We start from the raw sequence: 26,532 nt of genomic DNA on the forward strand, positions 1-26,532 counted from the left end.
GGACAGCTACCATGCCGGCACCTTCAACACAGTCATCTCACCCGCTGAGCCGCAACGCACTCATCGTCGTCATCACGGCCGGGCTGGTGCTCAGCGTCGTGATGGGCATACGCCAGACCTTCGGCCTGTTCATCAATCCATTTTCTTACGACCGCGGTTTGCCGGTGACGATCATTGCGTTCGCCATCGCCCTGCACAATCTGGTCTGGGGATTCGCCCAGCCGTTTGCCGGCGCAGCGGCCGACCGCTATGGCGCCACGCCGGTGGTCGCTTTCGGTGCGGCGACCTTTGCGGGCGGCCTGGCCTTGGCCGCGGTGGCGCCATCGGGATTATTGCTGGTGCTGGGACTGGGCGTGCTGGTCGGCATCGGCATCAGCTGTACCAGCTTCGGCGTGGTGCTGGCGGCCGTGGGCCGTGTCGCCACACCGCAGCAACGCAGCATGGCGATGGGCATCGCCAGCGCCGGCGGCTCGCTCGGCCAGGTGCTATTGGTGCCGCTGGCGCAAACCGTACGCGAAAGCGCCGGCGTCTCGATGTCGCTGTTCGTGCTGGCAGTATTGACGCTGCTGATCGCCCCCACCGGCATCCTGCTGGACCGGAACCGGCGCAAGTCTGCCGCTGCCACGCCCTCGTCTTCCCCTGATACCAACGCCATAACAGCGCCGTCTTCAAACGCATCCTCGTTGAAGGACGTGCTGGTGCTGGCGGCCCGTCATCGCGGCTATCGCCTGCTGACCATCGGCTTTTTCACCTGCGGCTTTCAGCTGGCGTTCATCGGTACCCATCTGCCGGGTTATCTGCTGCTCTGCCATATGCCGCTTGGATTGGGTGCGACTGCGCTGGCGCTGATCGGCCTGTTCAATATGGCCGGCAGCTGGGGTTGCGGCTGGCTGGGCGGACGTTTTCGCCAGCACCACGTACTGGGGTGGCTCTACCTGATCCGCAGCGCCGCCATCGTGGCTTTTCTGCTGCTGCCGACCAGCACTGCCTCTGTCGTGATCTTTGCGGCCGTCATGGGCCTGACCTGGCTGGGTACCGTGCCGCTGACCAGCGGATTGGTCGCCAAGGTGTTCGGTACGCGCCATCTCGGCACCTTGTTCGGCGTATGCTTCATGAGCCATCAGATCGGCTCTTTCCTCGGTGCGTGGCTGGGCGGATTCATGTTCGACCTGACCGGCTCCTACACCCTGGTGTGGGGTGCGACGGTTGCTGCCGGGCTGATGGCAGCGCTGTTGCATTTTCCGATTGACGATACAGCCATCGACATTTCCACCGGGCAAATGCAGCCGGCCTGAGTGGGTATGGGCGGGTGTAAAAAGACGGACCGAAGGAAACGCATTAAAATCGTTACGCCTTCGGATACCCCCTTTTTACGCTTGCGCGCATTGTGCGCAGCTTTTTGCCTGCCCATTGCCTGCTACCCGCTGCCCATGCTCGCCATCTTCAATGTCGTTTTTCCGATTTTCGCGCTGATCTTTCTCGGCTACCTGTGCCGCAAGCGCAATATCCTCAGCGTCAATGCCGCCAGCGAGCTGAACCGCTTCGTCATCTATCTCGGCCTGCCCGCGCTGCTGTTTGATTCGATTGCGCGTCTGACACCGGCCGACTTCAGCAATCTTCGCTTCATCGCCGTGTTCGCTATCGGCATCGCCGCCGTGTTCCTGCTGACGGTATGGATCAAGTATCGCCAGGGTGCGGCAGCCGCCGATATCATCATCGACAGCCTCGGCACTTCGTACGCCAATGTCGGTTTCATCGGCATTCCTCTCTGCCTGCTGGCCTTTGGCCACGATGGCATGCCGCCGGCGGTGATCGCCATGGTAATGACGGCGTGTCTGTTGTTTGCCATCGCCATTGTCTTGCTGGAAATCTGCCTGCACGCCGAAAAACACATCGGCCGCTGCCTGCTCAAGACCGGCAACTCGCTGATCCGCAATCCCATCCTGATCGCGCCCATCCTTGGCGGGCTGGTGGCCAGCAGCGGTTATGTGCTGCCGACCGGTGTGCAGCAATTGTTCAAACTGCTGGGCGCCGCCGCCAGCCCTTGCGCGCTGGTGTCGCTTGGACTATTCCTCGCGCAGCCGATACAGAACAAACAGGCCGGCTCGGTCAGCCTGCTGGTGAGCTTCAAACTTCTGCTGCATCCGGCCATCACGGCGGTGTTCGCCTACTGGATTTTGCCGCTGCCTAAATTATGGGCGGATACGGCGCTGCTGCTGTCGGCCATGCCGATCGGCACCGGCCCCTTCATGCTGGCGGAGCTGTATCAACGCGAAGCGGCGCTGATGTCGCGCGCGATTCTGATTTCCACCACTACGTCACTGGTGACGATCTCGTTGATCCTCGCCTGGATTGCACACTGAGCTCATACCAAACTCGCCTATGAAAATCCAGATCGCTTCCGACCTGCACCTTGAACGCATGGGTGGTTTTTCCGGCTATCGCGCGGTCGAGCCGACCGATGCCGATGTGCTGGTGATCGCCGGCGATATCCACAATGGTGTCGGCGCAATCGATGCCTTCGCCGACTGGCCGGTGCCGGCGATTTATATCCATGGCAATCATGAAGCCTACGACGCGCAATACCCGCTCGTGGTCGAGGACATTCGCCGCCATGCCGATGCTCATGGTGGCAATGTCATCCATCTGGAAAATAACGCACACGTTATCGGCGGCGTGCGTTTTCTCGGTTGCTGTCTGTGGACCGATTATTCGTTGCAGCAAGAGGGCGTGGAACCGCTGACACTGGAGGCGGCGATGGAAGAAGCCGGCAGAATCCTTTACGACCATCGCGTGATCACCATGCCGGACGGCGTTTTTCTGCCGCAGCACGCCTTGCAGCTGCACCGGCAATCGCGCCACTGGCTGACGCAACAGCTGGCGCAGGATTTCGACGGCCCGACCGTGGTGGTGACGCATCACGGAGTGCATCCGCAATCGATCCATGCGCGCTTCGCCGGTTCTCCGCTCAATCCCGGTTTCATCAGCGATCTCACGCCCTTGCTGGCGCAGGCGGATCTGTGGATACACGGCCACGTGCACGACAGTTTTGATTATGAAGTGGAAGGCTGCCGCGTCATCACCAACCCACGCGGCTATGCGCTCAATCTCAGACAGGCGCGATCATTGGCGGAAATCGAATGGGAAAACCCGCATTTCAATCCGCAACTGGTAGTGGAGATCTGACGTTTTTTAGCGAGAGCTGCTCACCAAAGCACTCTTCATGAGATCAACTTTTTGCTGCAGCAGTGTCTCAAACTGTTCGGCCGGCACCGGCGGGCTGAACAGATATCCCTGCATTTCGTCGCAGCCATGGCGGCGCAGATAGGACAACTGCTCCTGCGTCTCCACGCCTTCGGCAATGACATGCAGCTTGAGACTATGCGCCAGTGAAATGATCGACACCGTGATGGCGGCGTCGTCGGCGTCAACGGTGATGTCACGCACGAAGGACTTGTCGATCTTGAGCACGTCAATCGGGAATCGCTTGAGATAAGACAGGCTGGAATACCCCGTACCGAAATCGTCAATGGACAGATGCACCCCCAACTCCTTGAGCTGGCGCAGGATGCCGATGGCGTGATCGACATCGGTCATCACCAGGCTTTCGGTCAGTTCCAGCTCCAGCAGATCGGCATCAAGCCCGGTGTCTTTCAGCACGGCTGCGATAGAAGACACCAGATCCTTTTGCACGAACTGGCGCACCGACAGATTCACCGACACGCGCAGCTTGCCCCAGCCGGCGTCTTGCCAGGCTTTGGTCTGTTCGCAGGCAGTTCGGATCACCCAGGAACCGATCGGCAGGATCAAGCCGGTCTCTTCGGCCAGGCTGATGAAACGCACCGGCGATACCATCCCGAGTTCCGGATGCTGCCAGCGGATCAGTGCTTCCATGCCGACGATGTTGCCGCTGCGCAGGTCGATCTTCGGCTGGTAGTGGAGCAGAAATTCGTTGCGTTCCAGCGCCAGGCGCAGGTCGCCTTCGATGCGCAGGCGTTCAAGCGCCTGCTCGTTCATCGCCGGTGTGTAGAACTGATAGTTGTCACGACCGCTTTGCTTGGCACGGTACATGGCGATGTCGGCGTGCTTGACCAGCATCTCGGCATCGCGCCCGTCGTCCGGATAGGCCGCCACACCCAGGCTGCACGTCGGAAAGAAAGTATGTCCCTCGATCGTCATCGGCGCGGCGATGGCAGCCTGAATGCGTTGCAGGTTACGGGTGTCGAGACCGACATCGGTGTATTCCGACATGACGATGACAAACTCATCGCTGCCCAGGCGCGCAATCGTATCGGTGTCGCGCACCGCGCCGCGCAGGCGTCCCGCAACGGTCTTCAACAACAAGTCGCCGGCCTTGTGACCGAGTGTATCGTTGACGAACTTGAAGCGATCCAGATCAACGAACACCACCCACAGCGAGCGCTGGTAGCGCTCTGCGTAAGCCATCGCTTCTTCCAGCACCTTGCGCAGCATGTTGCGATTAACCAGCCCGGTGAGGACGTCGCGATTGGCCTGGAATTCCAGCTCGGCCTCGTAACGCTTCATCGATGTGATGTCGTAGAGCGCGGCGACAAAGTGGGTCACCTTGCCTTCCTCGCTTTTCACCGGCGCAATGTAGAAGTCGTTCCACATCAGCGCGCCATCCTTGTTGTTGGTGCGCAGGACGACGTTGCACTCACGTTGTTCGTTCAGTGCGCTCCAGATATCGATGAAACCTTGCTTGTCGACATCCGGGCCTTCCAGCATGCGGATGCTGCGGCCGCCAACTTCAGCGGTGCTATAGCCGGTAATGCGCTCGAACGCCGGATTGACGTATTCAATCGGATAGTCCGGCGCATTCGCCCGCATGATGATGATGGCGTTGGCGCTGGCTTCGATGGCGCGCTGACGCAGTTGCAAGGCGCGCTCGGCCTGCTGACGCGCGTGGATATCTTCCTTGAGCAGAACGTTGGTCAGCCGCAGCTCGGCGGTGCGTTCGTCAACGGTGCGCTGAATGCGGCGCGAGCGCATCGACAGCGTATAAAGATATGCAGCTGCCAGTAAAGTCAGCAAGGTGCCTGCGCCGAGGATCAACAGCGAATTGGAATGATTGGATGTCAGTGGAATCGGCGCCGACTTCACCTCCAGATGCCAGGGCTGGCCGGCGATATCGAAGGTGCGCCGCACATGCACCGGACGACGGTATCCCAGCCAGCTCGGCAAGCCCGGCACGATCGCCTCGCGCCGGACGTCATCGGTGCGATAGACCAGATCTTCCCGGCTGGCGCTGGTGCCGAGATAGACGCTGACTTCCAGCCCTTCACGCCGGATCGGTCCGAAGGAATTGAAAATCCGCTCCAGCAGGACACGCGCATTGAATACGGCCGTGGTGTCGCCGATAACGGCGGCGCGACGTTCTGCCGCCGTAGTCAGCGGCATGCCGTGACGGTAAACCGGCATCAATACCAGCAACCCGCGTTCATTGGTCGATGCCTGTGCGAGTCGCAAGGCGCCGGTCGATACGGGGCTGTTGGTCTCGATGGCGCGCTGCAAAGTATCCATGACCAGCTGATTGGCGGAGAGATCCAGACCAAGCGCAGCCTGATTGCCCTGCATGGGTTCCAGATAATCCACCACCAGATAACGGTCGCGCAATGGCGCGGGAATGGTCTTGCCTTCCACGAGCGTGGTGATGCCAAATTGGGGATAGCGCGGCTGCATTGCCGCTTCAAAAGCGTAACGCTCTCCACGCATCACGAAGCGTTGAAAACTGAAAGCCTGTACGTGCGGATATTTTTGCAGCAGCGGATCGGTGAAGGTATGAAACTGGTCGCGGGTAGGATTATCGACAGTGGCGAACAGACGGTTGATCACCGTCAAGACCTGCACCGCCTCTTCCAGCCCGCGCTGTAAAGTAGTCACACGCAAGGACGCACGCCGTTCGAAATCCTTATTGAACGCGTCATCTTCCAGCTTGCTGGTTCCCAGGAACAACAATGCTGTCGCCCCAAATCCGATGATCAGTGTCAAAGACACCGAGATGGACGACCCCACGCGTTTGATCGTTTTGTACATGCCGAGATAACGTTTTCCGTGACCCTGATAGAGCCATCATAAACGCGCCGTTACCCCTGCCGCCAAAATATTAATTAATTTATTCCCAACTTTATTTCAGGCAATTGTTGATGCGTCGCGCGAGGAGCAATGCCGAGCGGGCATCCCTAAAACGGCGCGTCGCTGTCCTACAAGGGAAACTCTTGCTGTACGCAGCACCTCACCATAACGGGGCGCAAGAGCGGCCGACATACGCCTCAAAGTGTGGCGCATCGATATGTCCGGAAAGAAATAGTAATACGCCGCGTATTGCGATAACTGCGGCATTTTTACCACGCACCGGATGGCTTGCCGCCGTCCTGCGTGTGCTGTGTTTTTTGCTCTTGCTCGATGGCCTGCGCCTGCATGAAAGCAGTAAAGGAACGTTCGATCGTCGCGCGCTCAATATCCTTGGTGATGAACACAATGCGCGTACGCCGGTCTTCCGATGGCCAGGCCGGCAAGGTCACGGTCGGATGGAAAATATGCTGCACGCCATGAATCACGGTCGGTTTATCTTCACCGGCAAGGTTGATGATGCCTTTGATGCGCAGGATATTCTGCCCTTTGAAACCTACCAACAGACTCAACCATTCATCAAAGAGATGCGGCTCAATCGGATGATCGAAGCTGAAGCAAAAGGCGCGGATGTGATCGTCGTGACGGTTGACGTCTTCGTGGCTGTGGGCTGCGTGATCGTGATCATGGCCGTGGTCATGATGATGTCCGTGCGCATGCCCGTGATGATGACCATGGTGATCGTGCGCAGGTTGCGCGTAGGATTCTTCGTTCAGCCAGCGCTCGACATCGGGCGTTTTTTCCGCCGTCTTGAACAAGCCTGCGTCCAGCAATTTCTGTGGCGCGACCTGCCCCTGTTGCGACAAGATCTGCTCGGCGCTGGGGTTCATTTGCGCCAGTCGCGCCTGCAGATCCTTCAATGTCGCGGCCTCGGCGAGATCGCTCTTGGTCAGCAACAGACGGTCGGCGACCGCAGCCTGTTGCACCGCTTCGATATGGTTGTCCAGCGTCTGATTGCCATTGACTGCATCGATGGTCGTGATGACGCCGTCGAGCCGGTATTTGGAGGCGATGAAATTGTCCGTCATCAGGGTATGCAGGATGGGAATCGGCGATGCCAACCCGGTGGTCTCGATGATGACGCGGTTGAATTTGCGCTTGCCGCCTTCAGCAAAACGCCAGGTGATGTCTTTGAGCGTCTTTTTCAGATCGCCGCGAATCGTGCAGCACAAACAGCCGCTGCTCATCTCCACCACGACATCGTCCTGACTATGCGCCACCAGCAAATGATCGAGTCCGATCTCGCCGAATTCATTGATGATGACAAGCGTGTCTTTCAGCTCGGGTTGCGCCACCAGATAGTTGAGCAAGGTGGTTTTGCCGCTACCGAGAAAACCGGTCAGCAGAGAAATCGGGATCAGTGCGGGAGTTTCTTGTGTCATGGCTGAAAAGGCCCGGAAGGAGCACAGAAGAGGTGTGGAGAATTGGCGCCGGCGGTAGTGCAGGCCGGCGTCTCGTCACTCAATCGTTGTCGTGCGATGGCAGCAAGTGACCCAGCTTGGTCGCCTTGGTGCGCAGATAGCGGATATTGAAGGGATTGCGATTTTCCACCAGCGGAACGCGCTCGAGGATCTCGATGCCGTTTTCCTGCAGGGCGTTGACCTTGCGTGGATTGTTGGTCATCAGGCGCAAGCCCTTGATGCCAAGATGATCGATCATCGGCACCACCATGGTGTAGCGGCGCATGTCGGCGGGGAAGCCCAGTTGCAGGTTGGCTTCTACCGTATCGGCGCCGCCGTCTTGCAAATGATAGGCGCGGATCTTGTTGAGCAAGCCGATGCCGCGACCTTCCTGACGCAGATAGAAAATCACGCCGCGCTTTTCCTTGGCGATGCGTTTCAAGGCGGCTTCGAGTTGAGCGCCGCAGTCGCAGCGCTGGCTGAACAAGGCGTCGCCGGTCAGGCATTCGGAATGCACGCGCGCCAGCACCGGTTCACCGTTGGCGACATCGCCGAGCACCAGCGCCAGATGTTCCTTGCCGGAAACATGATCGACGAAGGCATGCAATTGAAAAGTTGCCCACGGCATCGGCAATGCGCAGGAGCTGACGAATTCCAGATTTTCTTCGGGAATAACGACGTCTGTTTCGATGTTTTCTGTTGACGACATGATGAACCTAATGTGATGACCTGACGCGTCTTTGATTGACGCAGCCGCGTATCTTACCTCGCGGCTTCAATTCTTTCAGGCGCGCGGATTTGCGCCGATTACTTTCTGTTGCTCAATGCAACGGGCTTGCTCCCCCCGAGCGCGGTACGATGCGAGTTTGCACAGACAGGTTAAATGGTAGCAGGCTCGGTGTTCTTCAAGTGCAGGCAGCCGCTTTTTGCGGACGGAAGCGGGTATTGATGAAATTATTGTCTTTTTAATCACATTGATGAGCGTGCCTGGTAAACGAAAAAAGCTGGAACAGCAATCAGCTGTTCCAGCCTTCTTCTTTCCGCGCAAGTTCACATTCAGACGTAGCGATTCTTGCCCGGCCACATCCGCACAATCAGCGCCCCCACCGAAGCCGCAGTTGCCAGAGCAACCACACCGATCCAGCCCCATTGCGCCAGCAACAAGCTGCCCAGCGCAGCACCGGCGGCCATGCCGATGAACATGCCGACGAACAGAACTGCATTCAGACGGCTGCGGGCGCCGGGTTCGATGCTGTAGACGATGGTTTGATGTGCCACCAGTGTGGCCTGCACGCCAAGGTCGAAACCAATTGCTGCCAATGCCAGCAACCACAACTGACCACTGGTCGAGAAGGCTGGAGCGAAGGCCATCGCGATGAAGGACAGAATCGCCAGACCAATCCCGAGACGGGTTACCAGTTCAGGGCCTTTCTTGTCCGAGATGCGGCCGGCCAAGGGTGCCGCCAGCGCACCGGCGGCGCCTGCCAGACCAAAAGCACCGGCAGCGGCGCTGCCAAGATGGAATGGCGCAGCATGCAACATCACCGCCAGCGTGGACCAGAAAGCACTGAAACCGACCGACAGCAAACCCTGAGCTAGTGCCGCACGGCGCAATGCAGGATGCTTGTGCACCAGCTTGCCCAACGAACCCAGCAATGCGCTATAGGCAAGATGCGTCGTCGCCTTGAAGCGGGGCAGACCGCGCCATGCCGCGACGCCAATCAGCGCGATGCTCACCGAAGCCGCGACAAACATCACGCGCCAGCCGAAGTGTTCTGCCACGAAGCCGCTCAAGACGCGCGACAGCAGGATACCGAGCAGCAACCCTGTCATTACGGTGCCGACCACCTTGCCGCGATGTTCTTCGGAAGCCAGCGTGGCGGCGGCAGGCACGATGTCTTGTGCCAGCGTTGCCGACAAGCCGATGGCCAGACTCGCCACCAGCAGCATGGTGATGCCGGACGATGCGCCTGCCAGCAACAATGCGCCGGTGAGGACGGCGGCCTTGATCAGGATGATGCGGCGGCGGTCGTAACGATCACCGAGCGGCGCCAGCAACAGGATGCCGAGGGCATAACCGAGCTGGGTCAGCATCGGCACCATGCCGACGGCGCGATCCGAAGCACCGATGTCGGCGCCGAGAATACCGAGCATCGGCTGCGAGTAGTACAGCGAAGCGACGGCAAGACCGGCGCCGGCGGACAAAAGCAGCATCAGCGACGCCGGCAGGTTGGCACCGGCCGATGCTGGAGCCGCAATAGTAGTGGCAGCAGCAGCGTGGGTTTTACCACCTGCGGCTGTATGCGTTTGTTGAATGGAAGACATGATATGCACCCCTTTAATTTGTTGATGGATCGCAGTTTGCGCCGCGATGCTGCACTGCGGTAGTAGCATGGCTTGCAGAATTGTTATACGCTTGACGTATGACCCCGCCAGAAAATTTCAATCCACCTGCCCCAACGGCCTCGGATCGCATCGAGCTGATCCAGACCTTCGTGCGCATCGTCCAGGCGGGAAGCCTGTCGGCGGCGGCGCAGCAGCTTGGCACCACGCAACCGACCATCAGCCGCCGGTTACAGTTGCTGGAGCGCTCGATGGGTCTGCGTCTGCTGCAACGTTCCACCCATGCAATGAAACTGACCGAAGATGGCGAGCGTTGCTACGAACGTGCACTCAACCTGCTGGCGGAGTGGGAGTCTTTCGAATTCGATTTACGCGGCGCCAATGTGGAAGCCGGCGGTTCGCTGCGCGTGGTGGTGCCCAATGCCTTCGGGCAACGCCAGCTGATTGCGCCGCTGGCCGAGTTCATGCGGCGTCATCCCGGCATCACGGTGGAATGGCTGTTGTACGACCGCATCGCCGATTTCATCGCACACGGCATCGACTGCGCGATCCAGGTCGGCGAAGTCACCGATCCCTCGGTAGTGGCGATCCGGCTGGCGGAAGTGCCGCGCATGCTGGCGATTGCCCCTTCGCTGCTGGCGCAACACACGATGCCTGCACATCCGCGCGATCTGGCAGGGATGCCGTGGCTGGCGATTCCCCAGTTTTATCGACGCGACATCACGCTGAAAAATGTCATCACCGGTGAGGTCGCCGAGGTGGCATTCCAGCCCCGGCTCAGCTCCGACAGTTTGTATGCCCTGACCAACGCGGCAGTGGAAGGTGTCGGTCTGATGCTCGGTTCGGCGTGGCTGTTGCAGGAACACATGGAAAACGGCCGGCTGGTGCCGTTGCTGCCCGAATGGGAAGCCGCACCGCTGCCGGTCTCGATCATCTACCCCTATGCCCGCTTCTATCCGGCGCGGTTGCGCTACTTCATCGAAACCATGCGCGAGGCGATGCCGGCGGCGGTGGGTTCCGCTGCGCGCTGGACCTAAGATTATTTTAGGGGGGACACACCGGGAATGCCGGCCCTGACCAATTCAGAAAACCGCGGATCGTTACCGGCCGCCAGTGCGCGCCCGGTAATCCGTCCGCGCGCCTGCAGCGTGGCATAGTCGAAGCCCGGCGTGAGACCGCCGACATCGTAGGCATATTCCGCCAGATAGCCCGATGCCAGCAGGCGATAATCCAGCGGCAATTGCGGATTGATGGCACGCGCCAGATCGAACACGATGGTGGTGCAATTGCTGGTGAGGGTGTTGTAGAAGGCCGGCGCTTCCTCCAGCTTGCGCGCTTCGCCGGCGTAGCCGATGAACAATTTGCGCAGCGTTGCCGGCTCGACCTGGAGCCGATAAAAATACACATCCTCGCCGCGTACGTTAGTGCGCACGCGGACGATGTCGCGCTCATCCGACGCCACCAGCACGGTTTCGAATTTGCGGAAGAATCCGCCCAGCGCCGAAAAATTCTCGCCCTTCTCCTTGCGGATCTCGACCGAAAACGTCAGGTAGCGGCCGTCGTCAAAACCGAAGGACACCAGCGTATGCGCAATCGCCGGCCCCATCCAATACGACAGCACCAGATCGGCCGTGACCAGATGATCGAGATCGTATTCGCGATTCTCCCAACGCACGGTGTAATCGGTTTCGCTACGCCAGTCAAAGTTGCGCACATTGGTCAGCCGCACCTTGCTGCCGTCGACGTCGATGTGCAGCAGTCGCGCCACGTCATCGGCCCAGACCCGATCATGCGATGGCTTGAAGGTGCTCCACCAACCGAGTACGCCGGCAAAGAACAACGCAAACCACAACACCGGCTTCCAGCGTCGCTGCCTCCGCTGCCATGGTGCACGCACAGCCACCAGCATCGCCAGCGCAAGGAACACGATGGCGGCCACCTTGATCTGCATCGGCGCAGTCAATTGAAACCACAAGGCAAAGCCGGTCCACACGCCTGCAGTGGTGATCACCAGCGTCAACAACAGACACAGGGCAATCCAGATGCGCTTGCGGAGGCGGCCCACTGGTGGGCGAGGAGTAGAGGAAGGGGAATCCGGCATGGCAATGAGAGGATGAGCGATGATCACAGGATAGCGGAATTTGCAGAAGGCAAGAGCACGCAAAGACACTTGCAGTCCATACCGTCGGCCGGTCTACAATAACGCCCCGGCTGCACACACCATCACCACCGACAGGAAACAAACATCATGGCCATCAAGCTGGAGCAAGGACTGCAAAAGGAAGCCACTGCCTCGATTCAACGCTATCTGCGCGACAACTTCGATGCAGAAGCAGGCAACCTGCAGGCTGAGTCGCTACTGCACTTCTTCCTCGAAGAAGTCGGGCCGCTGATCTACAACGCCGCCATCCACGATGCCCAGGAGCAGATGCAAAGCCGTGTCGCCGAGCTGGACATTGATTGCCATGAAGAGCCGTTCGGCTATTGGAGCAAGAACGCAAGACGTCGCTGACATCCAACGATTATTGACGCTTCATCACCATCTGCACCGATCCCTGGCCGTGGCATTCGAAGGCCAGCGACACATCCGTCAACAAGCTCGCGGAACAAAGTGTCTGCTGATCCTTCCAGCTCAGCGTGCTGCCGCTGACGGTGCCACTGGCGCTGATCGGCACCGTCGGGAAGCTGCCTTCCATGGTGCCGGTAATGGCTGCCTGCCCCGCCGCCGTGGTGGCGAAGCTGAGCGTCCAGCGCTGTGCCGAACCGAAAGAATTATTCCCCGCTCCCGCCCATTGACCATCGAACAGCGTCGGCTTGAGTTCGCTCTTGACCGGCTTCTTGTCTTCGGGGACGGGCGTGATGGATACCTGCTTGCAGACCTGGCAACTGATCTCGGTGATGTTGGAGCGGCCGATCTGCTTCGGTCCCCAGATGCTGTCGGTGCCGGTGTTGCCACTCACGAGCACATTGAAATACGGCGTGCCGTCGACGTAGTAATTGACTTTGGAACAAGCGGGTGCGGAAGAGGTGAATTTCAATTCCGCCGCGTACGAACCCAGCGTGGTTGCTTCTACCGGTTTAACGGCAATGGATGCGGAACAGGCACCAACCGGTTGCTGGCAATCGCAGCTGGGATCGGCGGCGGGCGCCGGTGTGGTGGACGCAGCGGTTTGTGCGCAGGCTTGATGCAGCGACATTGCCGCGACGCTTGCGATAAAAAATACGGAAGATAGTTGTTTCATCATCATTGACTCACCCTGTGCCGAGAAACATGGTTAGTGCGTGACCACGTCTATCTTACACCGGCGTCAGGCCAGCGATGCTAAACCGCCCGCGGCCAGGCCTACACAATCATCCGATCAGCGCCACGCCTCCCGAGGCCAGCAGCAATCCGACCACGATGCGGTTGAACCAGATGGCTGGCAGCCAGCCGTAAAGACGCTCGCCGAGCAGCACGCCGACGGCGAAGGCCGGCACCAGCAAGCAGGTGGAAATCAACAACGGCGCGTGAAGTTGCCGGCTGGCCGCGAGCAGAATAGTCGCGCCGATGAACAGGACAGCAAAATAACCTAGCAGATTGGCGCGCAAGACGACGGAGTCCGCTCTGCCTTCCTTCTCTCCCGTTGCACTCATCCCGCTGAAGTAATACACGGCAGGCGGACCACCCATGCCGCCGAGTGCGGTCATCGCGCCGCTGAGCACACCGGCGGTAATCGTCGGCCGCATGCCGCCGCCGTGCCGCCAGCGCCAGCCGCGCAGATGCAGGACGGTGATCGCCAGCACCGCAAAGCCGGTCACGCGGTGCAATTGCGGATTACCCGAGGAGGCGATCCAACGCATCGCCAGCGCGGTGCATATCAGCGCCACCAGCGCCAGCGGCACAACCGATTTCCATTGCACCAGACGCCCCCATCGACGAACGCCTTGCAAGCAGGTCGCGCAATGCACCAGCACAATCAACGCGCCGGCTTCAGGCGCCGGCAGCAGCAGACCGAACAAAGGCGCCATCACCATCGCCGCACCGAATCCGGTAACGCCCTTGGCCATGCCGGCGAGCAAACTGATCAGCGCCAGCGGCAACAAAATGGAAAACGAGATCATGGCGTGGACTGCTATCGGATTGAGTTGGCGCAATCATTGCATTGATGAACACGGGTGCATAAGACCAAGCGCAGCAATCGATGGATCCAGCGAAGCCCTGTCATCGCTCGCACAAAAACAGTGCCGTGGTGGCAGGCCATGCACAGATCGGGAGCAGACGCCGTCAGGCCGGGAGCACTGTTTGCGGATGGCTGGCACTCGCGACCGGAGAGTGCCGCAGAGTGGTCTCGTACATACCGATGTAGATCGCCCGACCAGCCGCAAGCATGCGGCTGGTCCAATCGAAAGCTCGCCGTGGCACCATCGTCTGGCCCGGATTCTGCGTCACAGTAGATGTGTTGCGGCACGCCGTGTCGGCAGCTTACTCAACATCACATCTCATCGAGGGGTATCACATGAAAGCATCCGCGTTGTATCGCATGATCGCCAGCATCCACAATGTGCAGTTGAAGAAGTGGGTTCGGAAGTCTGCTCAGTTGCTGGTATCCGCCAGTCTCTTGACGGCCGCCGGCAGCACGCTTGCCGCCGACAAGGAAGTGACGATTGCCTTCCAGGACATGATGGTGCCGTGGCGTTACGCGCAGCAGCTCGACGAAATCGCCAAGGAAACCGGCTACAAGGTCAGCTACCGCAAATTCGGCGGCGGCGGCGACGTCATCCGCGCCATGGCCTCGGGCAACGTACAAATCGGCGAAGCCGGTTCCAGCCCGGTGGCTGCAGGTCTGAGCCAGGGCTTGCCAATTCAGCTGTTCTGGATTCTCGACAACATCAACGACGCCGAAGCCATGGTGGCGCGCAACGGTTCCGGCGTAACCAGCGTGGCACAACTCAAAGGCAAGCGCCTCGGTGTGCCGTTCGTCTCGACCAGCCATTTCCACGCGCTGCTGGCAATCAAGAAAGCCGGCCTGTCGCCGAGCGACGTCAAGGTACTCAACATGCGTCCGCCTGAAATCGCGGCAGCCTGGGAGCGCGGCGACATCGATGCCGCCTTCGTCTGGAATCCGGTGCTGGCAAAAATTTCCGCCAGCGGCAAGGTCATCACCAGCTCCGGCAAGATCGCCGCCGACACCGGCATCGCGACTTTTGACGGCTTCGTGGTCAACAGCGAGTGGGCGCAAAACAATCAGGCTTTCATGATGAGCCTGGTCAAGATCCTCGCCAAGTACGACGCCATGTATCGCGCGCATCCAGAGCAATGGACCGGCAGCACACCGCAGGGCAAGGCCGTGGCAGCCATCAGCGGCGGCGAACCTGGCGAAGTGGCGGCAGCGCTGGCGCTGTACCAGTTCCCGACACCGGCCGAACAGGCTTCGGTGAAATGGCTGTCCGGGGGCAAGAACGCAGGCGCAGTGAAATCGCTGCAGGCAACCGCCGACTTCCTGAAGGAACAGAAGACGCTGCAAAGCACCCTGCCTGACTACTCGGTGGGCGTGACCGACCAGTACGTCAAGGCGCTCGCCAAGTAAATCCAGACACGTTCATTCACGGAGACCGACCATGCTGGAAATCAACAATGTGTCCATCGAGTACGCTGCGCGCAAAGGGCCGCCCAGTCTCGCGCTGGACAATGTGTCGCTGTCGATTGCAGCGGGCGAGTTCGTGGTGGCGCTGGGTGCGTCGGGCTGTGGCAAGACTACGCTGCTCAACACCATCGCCGGCTTCATTCCCGCCACCCGCGGCGAGGTGCTGCTCAACGGCGCCCCGGTCGAAGGGCCGGGCTATGAGCGCGGTGTAGTGTTTCAGAAGCACGCACTGATGCCGTGGATGAATGTGGTGGAGAACGTCGAGTTCGGATTGCGCCTGCGCAAGATGCCGCTGCATGAGCGCCGCCGCATCGGACTAGAATGCCTGAACAAGGTCGGCCTGCTGTCGTCGGCCTACAAGCAGGTCTACGAGTTGTCCGGCGGCATGCAGCAACGCGTCGGCGTGGCGCGCGCCATCGCGTCATCGCCGTCGGTGATGTTGCTGGACGAACCGCTGGGCGCGCTCGACGCCTTCACGCGCGAGTCGATCCAGGAGTTGCTGCTCAATTTGTGGGACGAGGCCAAGGGCGTGTTTTTCTTCATCACGCACGATGTCGAAGAGGCGTTGTTCCTGGCTACCCGGCTGATCATCATGGCGCCGCATCCGGGCCGCGTGGTGCATGAGATGGAATTGCCCTTCGCCCGCCGCTACCTGGAAACCCGCGACGCCAGAGGCACCAAAGCCAGCCCCGATTTCATCGCAGCGCGCGAACGCGTGCTGACGCTGGTACACGAAACTTCATCGGGAGGAATGCACTGATGTCTTCCACATCTTCCATGCCTTCCTCGTCTTCCTCTGCCGCGTCCCCTACCGGCACATCCATCGCGGAGCTGACCATGTCCACCGGCACCACCATCGTCAAGAAGGCCGCGCCTGCGCTGCTGTCCAATGCGGCCCACCGCCGACGCGCACGCAGCTATGGCGCACTCGGCCAGGGCAGCACCTGGGTCATCAGCAGCGTCACCGTCATCGCACTGCTGGCGTTGTGGTGGTTGGCGACGAGCATGCATTGGATCAAGCCGCTGTTTCTTCCGTCGCCGGCGGCAACATTCAAGGCCTTCGTCAGTGCATTGCAGGGACAGACGCAAGGCGACACGCCGCTGGCTCAGCATGTGCTGATCAGCATCTCGCGCGTGATGTCGGCATTTTTGCTGGCAGTCGTCACCGCTGTGCCGGTCGGCATCGCCATGGGTACCTCGCGCATCGCGCGCGGCATCGCAGATCCACTCATCGAGTTTTACCGGCCGCTGCCGCCGCTAGCCTATCTGCCATTAATCGTGATCTGGCTCGGCATCGATGAAAGCGCCAAGATCACGCTGATCTACCTGGCCTGCTTTGCACCGCTGGCAATGGCTTCCAAAGCCGGCGTACGCTCGGTGGCGGTGGAGCAGATCAACGCCGCGCGGTCGCTGGGAGCCAGCAACTGGCAGGTCATCCGGCTAGTGGTCTTGCCGGCGGCGCTGCCGGAAATCCTGACCGGCATGCGCATCGCCATCGGCTTCGGCTGGACTACGCTGGTGGCGGCCGAGATGGTCGCGGCCACAGCCGGCATCGGCCAAATGGTGCTCAATGCGTCCAACTTCCTGCGCACCGATGTCGTGATCATGGGCATCGTCGTGATCGGCTTGCTGGCTTACGGCATCGACGTTCTCATGCGCAAGATGGAAGTCCGGCTGATTCCGTGGAAAGGCAAGATGTAAGCGCTCGCCGCTGCATCAGGATTGTTTCTATCGTGTCAATTGGCACGATAGATGCTGGCACTGCCGGCATCTGTTCTTTGGAGAGGCACGTGCGCATCAGCGACGCTCATCAGGTCATGTGGCATCAGATTTTCCCCGAGCCGGACCGGCGCGGCACGACGCTGCAAAGCCAGTTGCGCGTGTGCTTCGTCGACGCCGTGCTGGACGGCCGGTTGATGGCCGGCATGCGCCTGCCGTCGAGCCGCGAGCTGGCCGACATGCTATCGATTTCGCGCAATACCGTAGTGCTGGTCTACGAAAAACTGACCGAAGACGGCTACCTGGAAAACCGGCCTCGCAACGGTTACTACGTCAGCGATCAATACCTGCGCCATGTGCGCGACGCCAGCGCGGCCAAACCCGTCATGCAAGAGCGCGACAGCCATCGCGTCAACTGGAATGCACGCATGAGCGCGCTGCCGGACGCCATGAAGTGGCTGGACAAACCCAGCGACTGGCAACGCTATCGCTATCCTTTTCTCTACGGTCAGTTCGATCCCAGCCTGTTTCCGATTGCCGACTGGCGCGAATGCAGCCGCCAGGCGCTGGACGTCAGCGCCATCCGCGGCTGGGCTCCGGATGCCATCGACAACGACAACGCGTCGCTGGTCGATCAACTGATCCGGCGCGTACTGCCGCGACGCGGCATCGCCGCCAAGCGTGAAGAAGTCTTGCTGACGGTTGGCGCGCAACAGGCGCTGTATCTGGTCGGCGAGCTGCTGGTGCCGCCCGGCTCCACCGTCGCAGTGGAAGATCCCGGCTACATGGATGCCCGCAACATCTTCCTGCGGCGCGGCGCCAAACTACAGGGACTGGGCCTGGATCACGACGGCGTGCTGCCCGATCCGGCCGTGCTGGCGTCGTCGCAGACCGTGTATTGCACGCCCAGCCATCAATGCCCGACCGGCATCACGCTCAACACCGAACGGCGGCTGGCCTTGCTGGCCTGGGCGCGCGAGCATGACGGCATCCTGATCGAAGACGATTACGACGCCGAGATGCAATACGTCGGCAAACCCTCGCCTGCGCTCAAGGCCATCGATCACGATCAGCGTGTGATCTACATCGGCAGCCTGTCGAAAACCTTGTCGCCCGGCTTGCGCATCGGTTACATCGTGGCGCCGGCGGAGGTGATCACGCAACTGCGCGTACTGCGCCGCCTGATGATCCGCCACCCCGCCACCAACAACCAGCTGGCGGCGGCGCTGTTCATTTCGCATGGACATTACGATCGCTTTTTGCATGTCATGCGCGAAGAGCTGGCCAAGCGCGCATCCATTCTGATCGAGGCCGTGCGGCGCTATCTGCCGGAGATGCAGTTCGTCGCACCGGACGGCGGCTCGGCATTGTGGGGAACATTTACAGAAGATGTCGATACGCGCTTGCTGCGTAAAGTGGCGTCCGAACAGGGGATTCTGATCGAGTCCGGCGAGGCGTTTTTCTTGTCGCCGCAAGGACAGTTCAATTGCGTGCGCCTGGGATTTTCCTCGATACCGGCAGAACGCATCGAGTCCGGCATCCGTGAACTGGCGATACTGGCGGCGCCGATGCTGCGCAGGCGGGCCCTGACAGCTTGAGCTGGCTGACGGGCTTGAAAAATAATCAGAGAATTTCGTCGCGCAGCCAATACCAGCGATACAGCATGCTTTGTCCAAGACGGCGGAACGGCGCCGCCCATTCGCCCTGATCGGGAAACGGCAAGGGGCTGTCGTAGATCGGCAAATCCATGCTCTTGTCGCGCAAGCCTGCAACGCGTTCGGCCATGCGCCGTCCTGCATGTGCAGAAAAAGACACGCCGTTGCCACCGTAGCCGAGTGCATAGAAAACCGATTGCTTCGGATCCGGCTGCACCACGCGCGGCATCATGTCATGGCTAACATCGACCCAGCCCCACCACGAATAATCGATCTGGATGCCGGCCAGCGCCGGGAATTTTCGCACCAGGCCGTTGACCAGCAAACGGTAGTGCGTTTCGCGACCGGCCTCGGCCCCGGCGATAGCGCTGCGACTCCCGATCTGCACGCGGTTGTCGGGCAGCAGGCGGTAGTAGAAGCGCAAGGTTCGCGTGTCGGTGATGGCCTGATGCGTCAGAAAATTGGTTGCCTTGAGTTCTTCCACCGTCAGCGGACGTGTGACGATGGAGTTCGACAGTACCGGGAACAATCGATTTTTCAGCAACGGCGTCAGCCCCGGAATACCATACGCGCCGGTGGCAATGGCGACGGTGCGAGCACGTACGATGCCGCCCGGCGTGCGCAGATGATGCACGCCGTTTTTGGTCTCCCAGCCGATGACGGGGCTCGACGGATGCACCCGCGCACCGAGTGCGCGGGCTTTTTTCAGATAGCCGAAGGCCAGCTTGAGCGGATGCACGCAGATGCCTTCCGCTTCGTGCATGGCGCCGGCCGCCTCCTTGTCGCCGCACCAGTCGCGCCGTACCTCATCGCTGCTGAGGATGCGCGTGTCGTAGCCGAATTGCTCGCGCATGACGCGCGCTTCGTTCTCCAGAAAAGCCATCTTCTTGGGACGATGCGCAATATAGAGATGTCCACCGGGCTGCGGATCGCAATCGATCTGCGCCACCAGATTCTTGAAGGTGTCGAAGCCATAACGGATTTCTTCGTCCAGGCGCAACGCCGTCTTCAAACCCCAGCGCTCTATCCACTGCGACCGGTATAGCCGGCCACTGGCATTTTGACCTTGCCCGCCGTTGCGGCTGGTGCAACCCCAGGCGACCTGATTGGCTTCCAGCACGGTGGCCCGGATGCCATGCTCCTGCGCCAGAAACAAGGCCGTCGCCAGCCCTGTGAAGCCGGAGCCGATGATCACCACGTCGGCATCGACGTCGCCGCTGATGGGGCCGTCATGCTGCGGTGGCTCGCCTGCGGTCGCGACCCAATAGGTCGGTGCATAGTCGGTATTACGGCCGATGCTGGCCGACACCAGCGGATCGAAATGCTGGTCGTAAGCTTGCGGTGGCACTTGGGCGAAAGCGGAATACGGGCTGTTCATGGCGAATCCTGTGGATCTGGCGGATGATGAAAAATCGATCAGACCACAGCGGGCAGACGCGGACGGTCTTTGCGAAACACGTTCTTTTCCAGAATCTTGCCGTTGCGAAAAGTAAACAGATCGACACCATCGGATTCCGAGCGCGTCCCGTCGGCGGCGGTGCCGGTGAACGTCCATTCAGACACCCCGCGCTCGCCGCTGACCCAATGGCGGCCGTTGCGCCATTGCGCATCCGGAAAATTGGTCCATGCCGCAGCAAAGGCTTTGCCGACGGCGGCATGGCCGACATGGCGCGTGCCGCACGCTTCCGGCCCGGCGGCGGTGAGGAAGACGCACTCCTCATGCATGAAACTCATCAGCGCCGGCAAGTCATGGCGGTTCCACGCGTCTGAAAACGCTTGCAGCAAGTCGACGCCGACGGCGCCGGAAGAAAGTGAAGATAAGGAATCTTGCATGAACAGCTCCTGAGCTGACTGAATTGAAAAAAGCGGACGCACTGCGCGTCAGGACGATGGAGACAGCCTAAAGGAGCGCTGGATCTATCCATAGAGCCAGGAACATGTTTTGATCAGGCCAGCAAATCGGAAGTACGCTGACGAAACGCTGGCAAAAAGCTGACTTGAGTGTGACGAAATTGTCATGCGTTCGTCATGTTGGCGTTGAGCGGCGAGGCGCACACTGTGCTTCACGATGGACGCAGCCCCCTTTCTAACGCTTTAACGCTTCAATGCTTCCTCTTTAGCCATGCTGTCTGCATGGCTGACTGCAGCCATCGTCTGATATTTGGAGAACTACCATGCGTAAATTTCACCTCGCCCTCGCCGCCCTTACCTTGAGCACCGCTGCCAGCGCTTTTGCAGAAGCACCGTATCCGGTCGACAAGCCATTCACATCGACCGTTTCGCGTGCGCAGGTCAAACAGGATCTGATCCAGGCTGAACAACAGGGCCTCCTCTCGGAAGGCGACACCTATCCGGTCGTGTCGCAAGCGCCATCGTCGCTGAGCCGCAAGAACGTTCAACAGCAATTGCAGACTGCGCAGCACGGCGACACGCTCTATTCAGGTGCCTGAGCCCGCGGCAAGCGTGCCGCTGTATCGATAAGCATCTCAGCAAAATCGCAAGGGACATCCACGCCGGACGGGGGGAAGGCGTGACGTTCGTGCAGAATGAAAAAAGGCAGACCAACGAATTGGTCTGCCTTTTTTGTTTTGCGGATCTGCCGGCTTGCGCAGATCCGTTTTGCTCTTTACTTCAAGCGTTACTTCAACTGCCTGCCTGAACGTTGCCTGATTACTTGACGCTGCTCAGTGCTGCATTGAAAGTCGCGCTAGGACGCATGACTTCGCTGACCTTCTTCGGGTCGGCCATGAAATAGCCGCCGATGTCGACCGGCTTGCCTTGCACTGCCTTGAGTTCTGCAGTGATCTTGGCTTCGTTCTCTGTCAGTGTCTTGGCCAGCGGCGCAAACTTGGCTGCCAGTTCGGCGTCGTCCTTTTGCGCTGCCAGTTCTTGCGCCCAGTACATGGCCAGGTAGAAATGGCTGCCGCGATTGTCCAGCTCACCGGTCTTTGGCGATGGCGACTGGTTGTTATCCAGCAGTTTGCCGGTGGCGTCATCCAACGCCTTGGCCAGAACCTGTGCCTTCTTGTTGCCGGTCTTGATGCCCATGTCTTCCAGCGACACGGCCAACGCCAGGAATTCACCGAGCGAGTCCCAGCGCAGATGGTTTTCTTCCACCAGTTGCTTGACGTGCTTCGGCGCCGAACCGCCTGCGCCTGTTTCGTACATGCCGCCACCAGCCATCAGCGGAACGATCGACAGCATCTTGGCGCTGGTGCCCAGTTCCATGATCGGGAACAGGTCGGTCAGGTAGTCGCGCAGGATGTTGCCGGTCACCGAGATGGTGTCCAGGCCGCGGATGACGCGTTCCAGCGTGTAACGCATGGCGCGCACTTGCGACATGATCTGGATGTCCAGGCCCTTGGTGTCGTGATCCTTCAGGTAAGTCTCAACCTTCTTGATCAGTTCTGCTTCGTGCGGACGGTACGGGTCGAGCCAGAATACTGCCGGCATGCCGGAGTTGCGTGCGCGGGTGACGGCCAGTTTGACCCAGTCGCGGATCGGTTCGTCCTTGACCTGGCACATGCGCCAGATGTCGCCTTGCTCGACGTTTTGTGTCAGCAGCACTTCGCCTGTTGCCAGGTCGACGATGTTGGCAACGCCGTCTTCAGCGATTTCAAATGTCTTGTCGTGCGAACCGTACTCTTCCGCCTTTTGCGCCATCAGACCGACGTTAGGCACGGTGCCCATGGTGGTCGGATCGAAGTTGCCGTTGGTTTTGCAGAAGTTGATGACTTCCTGGTAGATACGGGCAAAGGTGCTTTCCGGGATCACTGCCTTGGTGTCTTGCGGCTTGCCGTTGGCATCCCACATCTTGCCGCCGATACGGATCATGGCCGGCATCGATGCATCGACGATCACGTCGTTCGGTGCGTGCAGGTTGGAAATACCCTTGGCCGAATCAACCATCGCCAGCGATGGACGATGCTCGTGACAAGCGTGCAGGTCACGGATGATTTCTTCCTTCTTCGACGATGGCAGTGTTTCGATTTTTTCGTACAGGTTGACCAGGCCGTTGTTGACGTTCACGCCCAGTTCGTCGAACAGCTTGCCGTGCTTGGCAAACGCTTCCTTGTAGAAGATCTTGACGGCGTGGCCGAACACGATCGGGTGCGACACCTTCATCATGGTTGCCTTGACGTGCAGCGACAGCATGACGCCGGTCTTGCGCGCATCTTCGAATTGCTCTTCGTAGAAATCGCACAGCGCCTTCTTGCTCATGAACATGCTGTCGATGATTTCGCCGGCCTTCAGGGAAACCTTCGGTTTCAGGACGGTGACCTTGCCGCTCTTGCCGACCAGTTCCATCTTGACGTCGCGCGCGGCGCCGATGGTCATGGATTTTTCACCGTGGTAGAAGTCGCCATGCTTCATGTGGGCAACGTGCGAGCGCGATGCCATGCTCCACTCGCCCATGCTGTGCGGGTGCTTGCGTGCGAAGCGCTTGATCGATGCCGGTGCGCGGCGATCGGAGTTGCCTTCACGCAGAACCGGGTTCACGGCGCTGCCGAGCACTTTGGAGTAGCTCTTCAGGATTTCTTTTTCTTCGTCGGTCTTTGGATCTTCCGGCACATCAGGGATGGCATAACCACGCGATTGCAGTTCACGCACGGCGGCTTGCAACTGCGGCACCGAGGCGCTGATGTTCGGCAGCTTGATGATGTTGGCGCTTGGATCTTGCGTCAGCTTGCCCAGCGCGGCCAGATTGTCCGGGACACGCTGTTCAGGTGTCAGACGGTCCGGGAATTCGGCCAGAATACGCGTCGCCACCGAAATATCGCTTTCCACGACATCGACGCCCACCTGTGCGGTGAAGGTTCGGATGATCGGCAGGAGGGAGTACGTCGCCAGCAGCGGCGCCTCGTCAGTAAGCGTATAGATGATGGTGGATTTATCTGTGGTCATGATGACGTCCTTGCTGTTGATGTGTCGGTATGCTTCTCTGTTGTTTATCCAGTGCAGCCCATAAAGCTGCTGACAAAACCCCGCCGGCGGCGTTTTGTCAGCAGCTTTGATTGCCAAGGCCTGATTGTATTGGCGCTTCCTGTCGCCAATCTTCATTGCGCGCTGAAACAGTCTGAGGAGAGAGTTTCAAAGAAGAAATGTTGCCATATGAGAAAGTTTATTCCGCAAAACTGCGAGTTTTGGGGCTTTCTTCCCGGCGCACAACGCAAAATCAGCCAGTAGTTTACATCGAAGCAGCCCTGAATGCCTTGCGAATTGGATTTTTGGGGTTGAGGAAGCCGTTGCCGAAAAGCGGCCGGGTCGGCGACTTTGGCAGGATTGATGAAAAAATGGCAATTTTGCCGTACTGACAAGGTCGGCGAACGCCACCTCTTACGCGTACTCCTGCACTCAGTTCCTGAGCAGATCCACGCCCAGCGCCCGGAAATCCTGCGGCGCCATGCCGTAAGCCCGGCGAAATGCCCGCGTAAAGTCGGACGGACTGCCGAATGACCAACCGTAGGCGATTTCCATGATGCTGACATGCGGCGCGGTGGCCAGCTCTTCTGCCGCTTCGCGCAGTCGGCGGTTGCGGATGTAGGTGCCGATCCCGCCTTCATGCTCGAACATCCGGTACAAGGTCGGCCGCGGAATCGGGAAAGTCCGCAGGATCGCTTCCGTCGTCAGGTCGCCGTCGCGCAGGTTGACCTCGATGAACTCGCGGATCTGGTTGCGAGTCGCCGTCTGCACCGCGGCATGAGGGCCTGTGCTGCGCCGCGTTTGCTTCTTGAACGCGGCCAGGATCAGCCCCGCGCACACGCGAATGGATTCTTCCGCCTGCTCCTGCGACATCGTCGGCAAGGCGGCACACAGGCTGGTCACACGGTCAAGGATGAGTCGCGTCAGCGGTGTCGTATACCCGACGACCTGGCCGTGCAATGATTCGGCATCGGGGATTTCTTGCTCCACCAGCGCACGCGGCAGAAAAAACGCCAGCACGCGCGAATAGGTCGGCCGCACCATGTGCATGGGCTGCCCCATGTCGAGCGCAAGAATGCCCGGCACGAACTGTGTCGACTTCCTTTCCTTCACGGTGCCGATGGCGGTTTCCATGATGCCTTCCACGGCAACGTGGAAGACGTAATCACGCACGCTGTCGCGCGAGATACGGGCATTGGTGCGGGCCTGCGACAAGGCGTCGGTGCGGCTGTCGAGGTAAATCATGTCGCTCAGGACATAGGTATCGATCTCGCCCCTGAAACCGAACTCGCGCTGGACGCGCGACACGGGGAAATCGAGAATGCGGCCGACATAGTCTCCCCAGGCCGGCGCCTGCAAGCTGCGGATTTCGCCGGCCACGGTGAAATGCTGATGAATGACGCGCGGCATCGACGCCTGCAGTCCGGCATCGGGCAGAGGAAACGCGTAGCGCTGCTGCTGGTTGGCGATGAGCCGGCTCACGGCGGCGGAATAGCCTCTGCTCATGATCTGCAGATATCCAGATGAAACACGTCGGCAGCCATGGTCGTTGCAGATTGCATGATGTCCTGAATGAATTGCCGGCGACGCCGGCATCAGCAAAATTTAATGCCGCAAAGAAACTATAAAAAAGAACCGCGAGAGATGTGATAACGCCGCTTTAGTGTAACAAGCCAGCCGACGGCAGAAAGCCGGAAAAAGGGATGTTTTCCACGGGCAATTCACGGAGGTATGTACTCCCCGCTCAGATGCGCAGATGCTGGCTCATGTGATCGATGAATACGCGCAGCTTGGGCGAGGCATACCGGCTGGCCGGCCACAGCATCCAGAAGGTTACGGTGCGGTCGAGATAGTCGTCCAATACCGTCTGCAGCAACCCTTGATCCAGCGCATCGCGCACCAGGAAGGCCGGGAGGAAGGCGATACCGCGTCCCTGCAACACCGAATACGCCAGCGGCTCGATGGTGTTGACGGTGATGGTTTCCGGCAGCACCAGCTCGGGATCGGTCTCTTCGCGACGCAGGGGCCAGCGCTCCAGCTTGCCGGTCGCGGGAAAGCGATGCTGCAGGCAGGCGTGCCTGGTCAATTCGCTTGGATGCGTCGGTGTTCCGTGCTGTTTGAGATAGCCGGGAGAAGCCACCAGCACGTGCGGACAAGCACCCAGCCGGCGCGCCACCAGGCGCGAATCGGTCTGCTCGCCGGTGCGGATCACGATGTCGAAACCCTCTTCCACCACATCCACCATGCGATCCGACATGTCGATGTCGAGATCGATGTCGGGATAGCGCGCCATGAAACTGTCGAAGATCGGCATCAGCAGATTGACCAGCTGCGGCGCCCCCACGCGCAAACGCCCGCGCGGACGGCCGGCGGCATCCGACAACTCGGCCTCGGCCGCATCAACTTCGCTGAGGATGCGGCGGCAGCGTTCGAGAAACAGCGCTCCCTCAGCCGTCAGCGTGATGCTGCGTGTGCTGCGATGAAACAAGCGCACGCGCAGCCGCTCCTCCATGCGCGCAATGCTCTTGCCGACCGCCGACGACGACACGCCGAGGATGCGGCCTGTTTCGGTAAAGCTGCGCGTCTCCGCGACCTGCACAAACATTGAAATGCCGTTGAGGCTGTCCATGATCGGGTTCCAAGGTAAAGAGTCCTGTTGTGGGATTTGCCGTGAGGAAATCAAGCGGACGATTCAAGAACTATTGTCCGATATGTTGA

At 59.8% G+C, this 26,532-nt stretch carries 22 protein-coding genes; 10 read left to right on the top strand and 12 right to left on the bottom strand.

Annotation, left to right across the window (positions count from 1 at the left end):
• The first annotated feature begins 11 nt into the window (after window positions 1–11).
• The 3 genes from hmeg3_RS23285 (at window position 12) to hmeg3_RS23295 (ending at window position 3,186) form a co-directional block, all read left to right on the top strand.
• The gene (locus tag hmeg3_RS23285) at window positions 12–1,295 is read left to right on the top strand and encodes an MFS transporter (RefSeq protein ID WP_094565833.1); all 1,284 of its coding nucleotides are present in this window, start codon (window positions 12–14) and stop codon (window positions 1,293–1,295) included.
• A 135-nt stretch (window positions 1,296–1,430) separates the two neighbouring features.
• Window positions 1,431–2,363 (top strand): AEC family transporter, encoded by a 933-nt coding sequence (locus tag hmeg3_RS23290; protein WP_094565834.1) that lies wholly within the window; start codon window positions 1,431–1,433, stop codon window positions 2,361–2,363.
• A gap of 19 nt (window positions 2,364–2,382) precedes the next feature.
• Window positions 2,383–3,186 (top strand): metallophosphoesterase, encoded by an 804-nt coding sequence (locus tag hmeg3_RS23295; protein ID WP_094565835.1) that lies wholly within the window; start codon window positions 2,383–2,385, stop codon window positions 3,184–3,186.
• A 6-nt stretch (window positions 3,187–3,192) separates the two neighbouring features.
• On the opposite strand, the gene hmeg3_RS23300 is transcribed toward hmeg3_RS23295, so the two are convergent.
• From hmeg3_RS23300 to hmeg3_RS23315, 4 genes are all read right to left on the bottom strand, one after another.
• Window positions 3,193–6,054 carry an EAL domain-containing protein gene (locus hmeg3_RS23300; protein WP_094565836.1) on the bottom strand — a complete coding sequence of 954 codons (2,862 nt, stop codon included), beginning with the start codon at window positions 6,052–6,054 and terminating at the stop codon, window positions 3,193–3,195.
• 308 nt (window positions 6,055–6,362) lie between these two features.
• Window positions 6,363–7,532, bottom strand: coding sequence for a GTP-binding protein (locus hmeg3_RS23305; RefSeq protein ID WP_094565837.1), 1,170 nt, complete (start codon window positions 7,530–7,532; stop codon window positions 6,363–6,365).
• A gap of 79 nt (window positions 7,533–7,611) precedes the next feature.
• Entirely contained in the window at window positions 7,612–8,259 is a 648-nt protein-coding gene (gene ribA / locus hmeg3_RS23310) for a GTP cyclohydrolase II (RefSeq protein WP_094565838.1), read from the bottom strand.
• Window positions 8,260–8,606: 347 nt separating this feature from the next.
• Window positions 8,607–9,875: an MFS transporter gene (locus hmeg3_RS23315; RefSeq protein ID WP_094566518.1), complete on the bottom strand. Its 1,269-nt coding sequence runs from the start codon at window positions 9,873–9,875 to the stop codon at window positions 8,607–8,609.
• A gap of 98 nt (window positions 9,876–9,973) precedes the next feature.
• Here hmeg3_RS23315 and hmeg3_RS23320 point away from each other — a divergent pair, with 98 nt between their 5' ends.
• Window positions 9,974–10,930 carry a LysR family transcriptional regulator gene (locus hmeg3_RS23320; protein ID WP_094565839.1) on the top strand — a complete coding sequence of 319 codons (957 nt, stop codon included), beginning with the start codon at window positions 9,974–9,976 and terminating at the stop codon, window positions 10,928–10,930.
• A 2-nt stretch (window positions 10,931–10,932) separates the two neighbouring features.
• Here hmeg3_RS23320 and hmeg3_RS23325 read toward each other — a convergent pair whose 3' ends face one another.
• Complete coding sequence (locus hmeg3_RS23325) at window positions 10,933–11,994, bottom strand: DUF4105 domain-containing protein (RefSeq protein WP_198361910.1); 1,062 nt, start codon at window positions 11,992–11,994, stop codon at window positions 10,933–10,935.
• Window positions 11,995–12,141: 147 nt separating this feature from the next.
• On the opposite strand from hmeg3_RS23325, the gene hmeg3_RS23330 reads away from it, so the two are divergent.
• On the top strand, window positions 12,142–12,405 hold the full coding sequence (locus tag hmeg3_RS23330) for a DUF2164 domain-containing protein (RefSeq protein ID WP_094565840.1): 264 nt from the start codon (window positions 12,142–12,144) through the stop codon (window positions 12,403–12,405).
• 10 nt (window positions 12,406–12,415) lie between these two features.
• On the opposite strand, the gene hmeg3_RS23335 is transcribed toward hmeg3_RS23330, so the two are convergent.
• Window positions 12,416–13,090: a hypothetical protein gene (locus hmeg3_RS23335; protein WP_232511783.1), complete on the bottom strand. Its 675-nt coding sequence runs from the start codon at window positions 13,088–13,090 to the stop codon at window positions 12,416–12,418.
• 154 nt (window positions 13,091–13,244) lie between these two features.
• Window positions 13,245–13,994 (bottom strand): sulfite exporter TauE/SafE family protein, encoded by a 750-nt coding sequence (locus hmeg3_RS23340; RefSeq protein ID WP_094565841.1) that lies wholly within the window; start codon window positions 13,992–13,994, stop codon window positions 13,245–13,247.
• A gap of 419 nt (window positions 13,995–14,413) precedes the next feature.
• Between hmeg3_RS23340 and tauA the strand changes: the two genes are divergently transcribed.
• The 4 genes from tauA (at window position 14,414) to hmeg3_RS23360 (ending at window position 18,834) form a co-directional block, all read left to right on the top strand.
• A complete protein-coding gene (gene tauA / locus hmeg3_RS23345; RefSeq protein ID WP_094566521.1) occupies window positions 14,414–15,460 on the top strand; it encodes a taurine ABC transporter substrate-binding protein in 1,047 nt (348 codons plus the stop codon).
• Window positions 15,461–15,491: 31 nt separating this feature from the next.
• The gene (locus tag hmeg3_RS23350; RefSeq protein ID WP_094565842.1) at window positions 15,492–16,277 is read left to right on the top strand and encodes a taurine ABC transporter ATP-binding protein; all 786 of its coding nucleotides are present in this window, start codon (window positions 15,492–15,494) and stop codon (window positions 16,275–16,277) included.
• 77 nt (window positions 16,278–16,354) lie between these two features.
• Window positions 16,355–17,218, top strand: a complete 864-nt coding sequence (locus hmeg3_RS23355; RefSeq protein ID WP_094566522.1) for an ABC transporter permease subunit — start codon at window positions 16,355–16,357, stop codon at window positions 17,216–17,218.
• Between the two features lie 89 nt (window positions 17,219–17,307).
• Entirely contained in the window at window positions 17,308–18,834 is a 1,527-nt protein-coding gene (locus hmeg3_RS23360; protein WP_094565843.1) for a PLP-dependent aminotransferase family protein, read from the top strand.
• A gap of 25 nt (window positions 18,835–18,859) precedes the next feature.
• Here hmeg3_RS23360 and hmeg3_RS23365 read toward each other — a convergent pair whose 3' ends face one another.
• Both hmeg3_RS23365 and hmeg3_RS23370 read right to left on the bottom strand, forming a co-directional pair.
• Window positions 18,860–20,269, bottom strand: a complete 1,410-nt coding sequence (locus tag hmeg3_RS23365) for an FAD-binding oxidoreductase (RefSeq protein ID WP_094565844.1) — start codon at window positions 20,267–20,269, stop codon at window positions 18,860–18,862.
• 38 nt (window positions 20,270–20,307) lie between these two features.
• A complete protein-coding gene (locus tag hmeg3_RS23370; protein WP_094565845.1) occupies window positions 20,308–20,724 on the bottom strand; it encodes a nuclear transport factor 2 family protein in 417 nt (138 codons plus the stop codon).
• A gap of 341 nt (window positions 20,725–21,065) precedes the next feature.
• Between hmeg3_RS23370 and hmeg3_RS23375 the strand changes: the two genes are divergently transcribed.
• Window positions 21,066–21,341: a DUF4148 domain-containing protein gene (locus tag hmeg3_RS23375; RefSeq protein WP_094565846.1), complete on the top strand. Its 276-nt coding sequence runs from the start codon at window positions 21,066–21,068 to the stop codon at window positions 21,339–21,341.
• A 220-nt stretch (window positions 21,342–21,561) separates the two neighbouring features.
• Here hmeg3_RS23375 and hmeg3_RS23380 read toward each other — a convergent pair whose 3' ends face one another.
• The 3 genes from hmeg3_RS23380 to hmeg3_RS23395 all read right to left on the bottom strand — a co-directional run bounded on the left by hmeg3_RS23380 (window position 21,562) and on the right by hmeg3_RS23395 (window position 26,443).
• A complete protein-coding gene (locus hmeg3_RS23380; protein ID WP_094566523.1) occupies window positions 21,562–23,796 on the bottom strand; it encodes an NADP-dependent isocitrate dehydrogenase in 2,235 nt (744 codons plus the stop codon).
• 450 nt (window positions 23,797–24,246) lie between these two features.
• Complete coding sequence (locus hmeg3_RS23390; protein ID WP_094565848.1) at window positions 24,247–25,320, bottom strand: helix-turn-helix domain-containing protein; 1,074 nt, start codon at window positions 25,318–25,320, stop codon at window positions 24,247–24,249.
• 238 nt (window positions 25,321–25,558) lie between these two features.
• Window positions 25,559–26,443 (bottom strand): LysR family transcriptional regulator, encoded by an 885-nt coding sequence (locus tag hmeg3_RS23395; RefSeq protein ID WP_094565849.1) that lies wholly within the window; start codon window positions 26,441–26,443, stop codon window positions 25,559–25,561.
• Between the last annotated feature and the right edge of the window lie 89 nt (window positions 26,444–26,532).

The sequence above is a fragment of the Herbaspirillum sp. meg3 genome, assembly GCF_002257565.1.
Classification (GTDB): domain Bacteria; phylum Pseudomonadota; class Gammaproteobacteria; order Burkholderiales; family Burkholderiaceae_D; genus Herbaspirillum.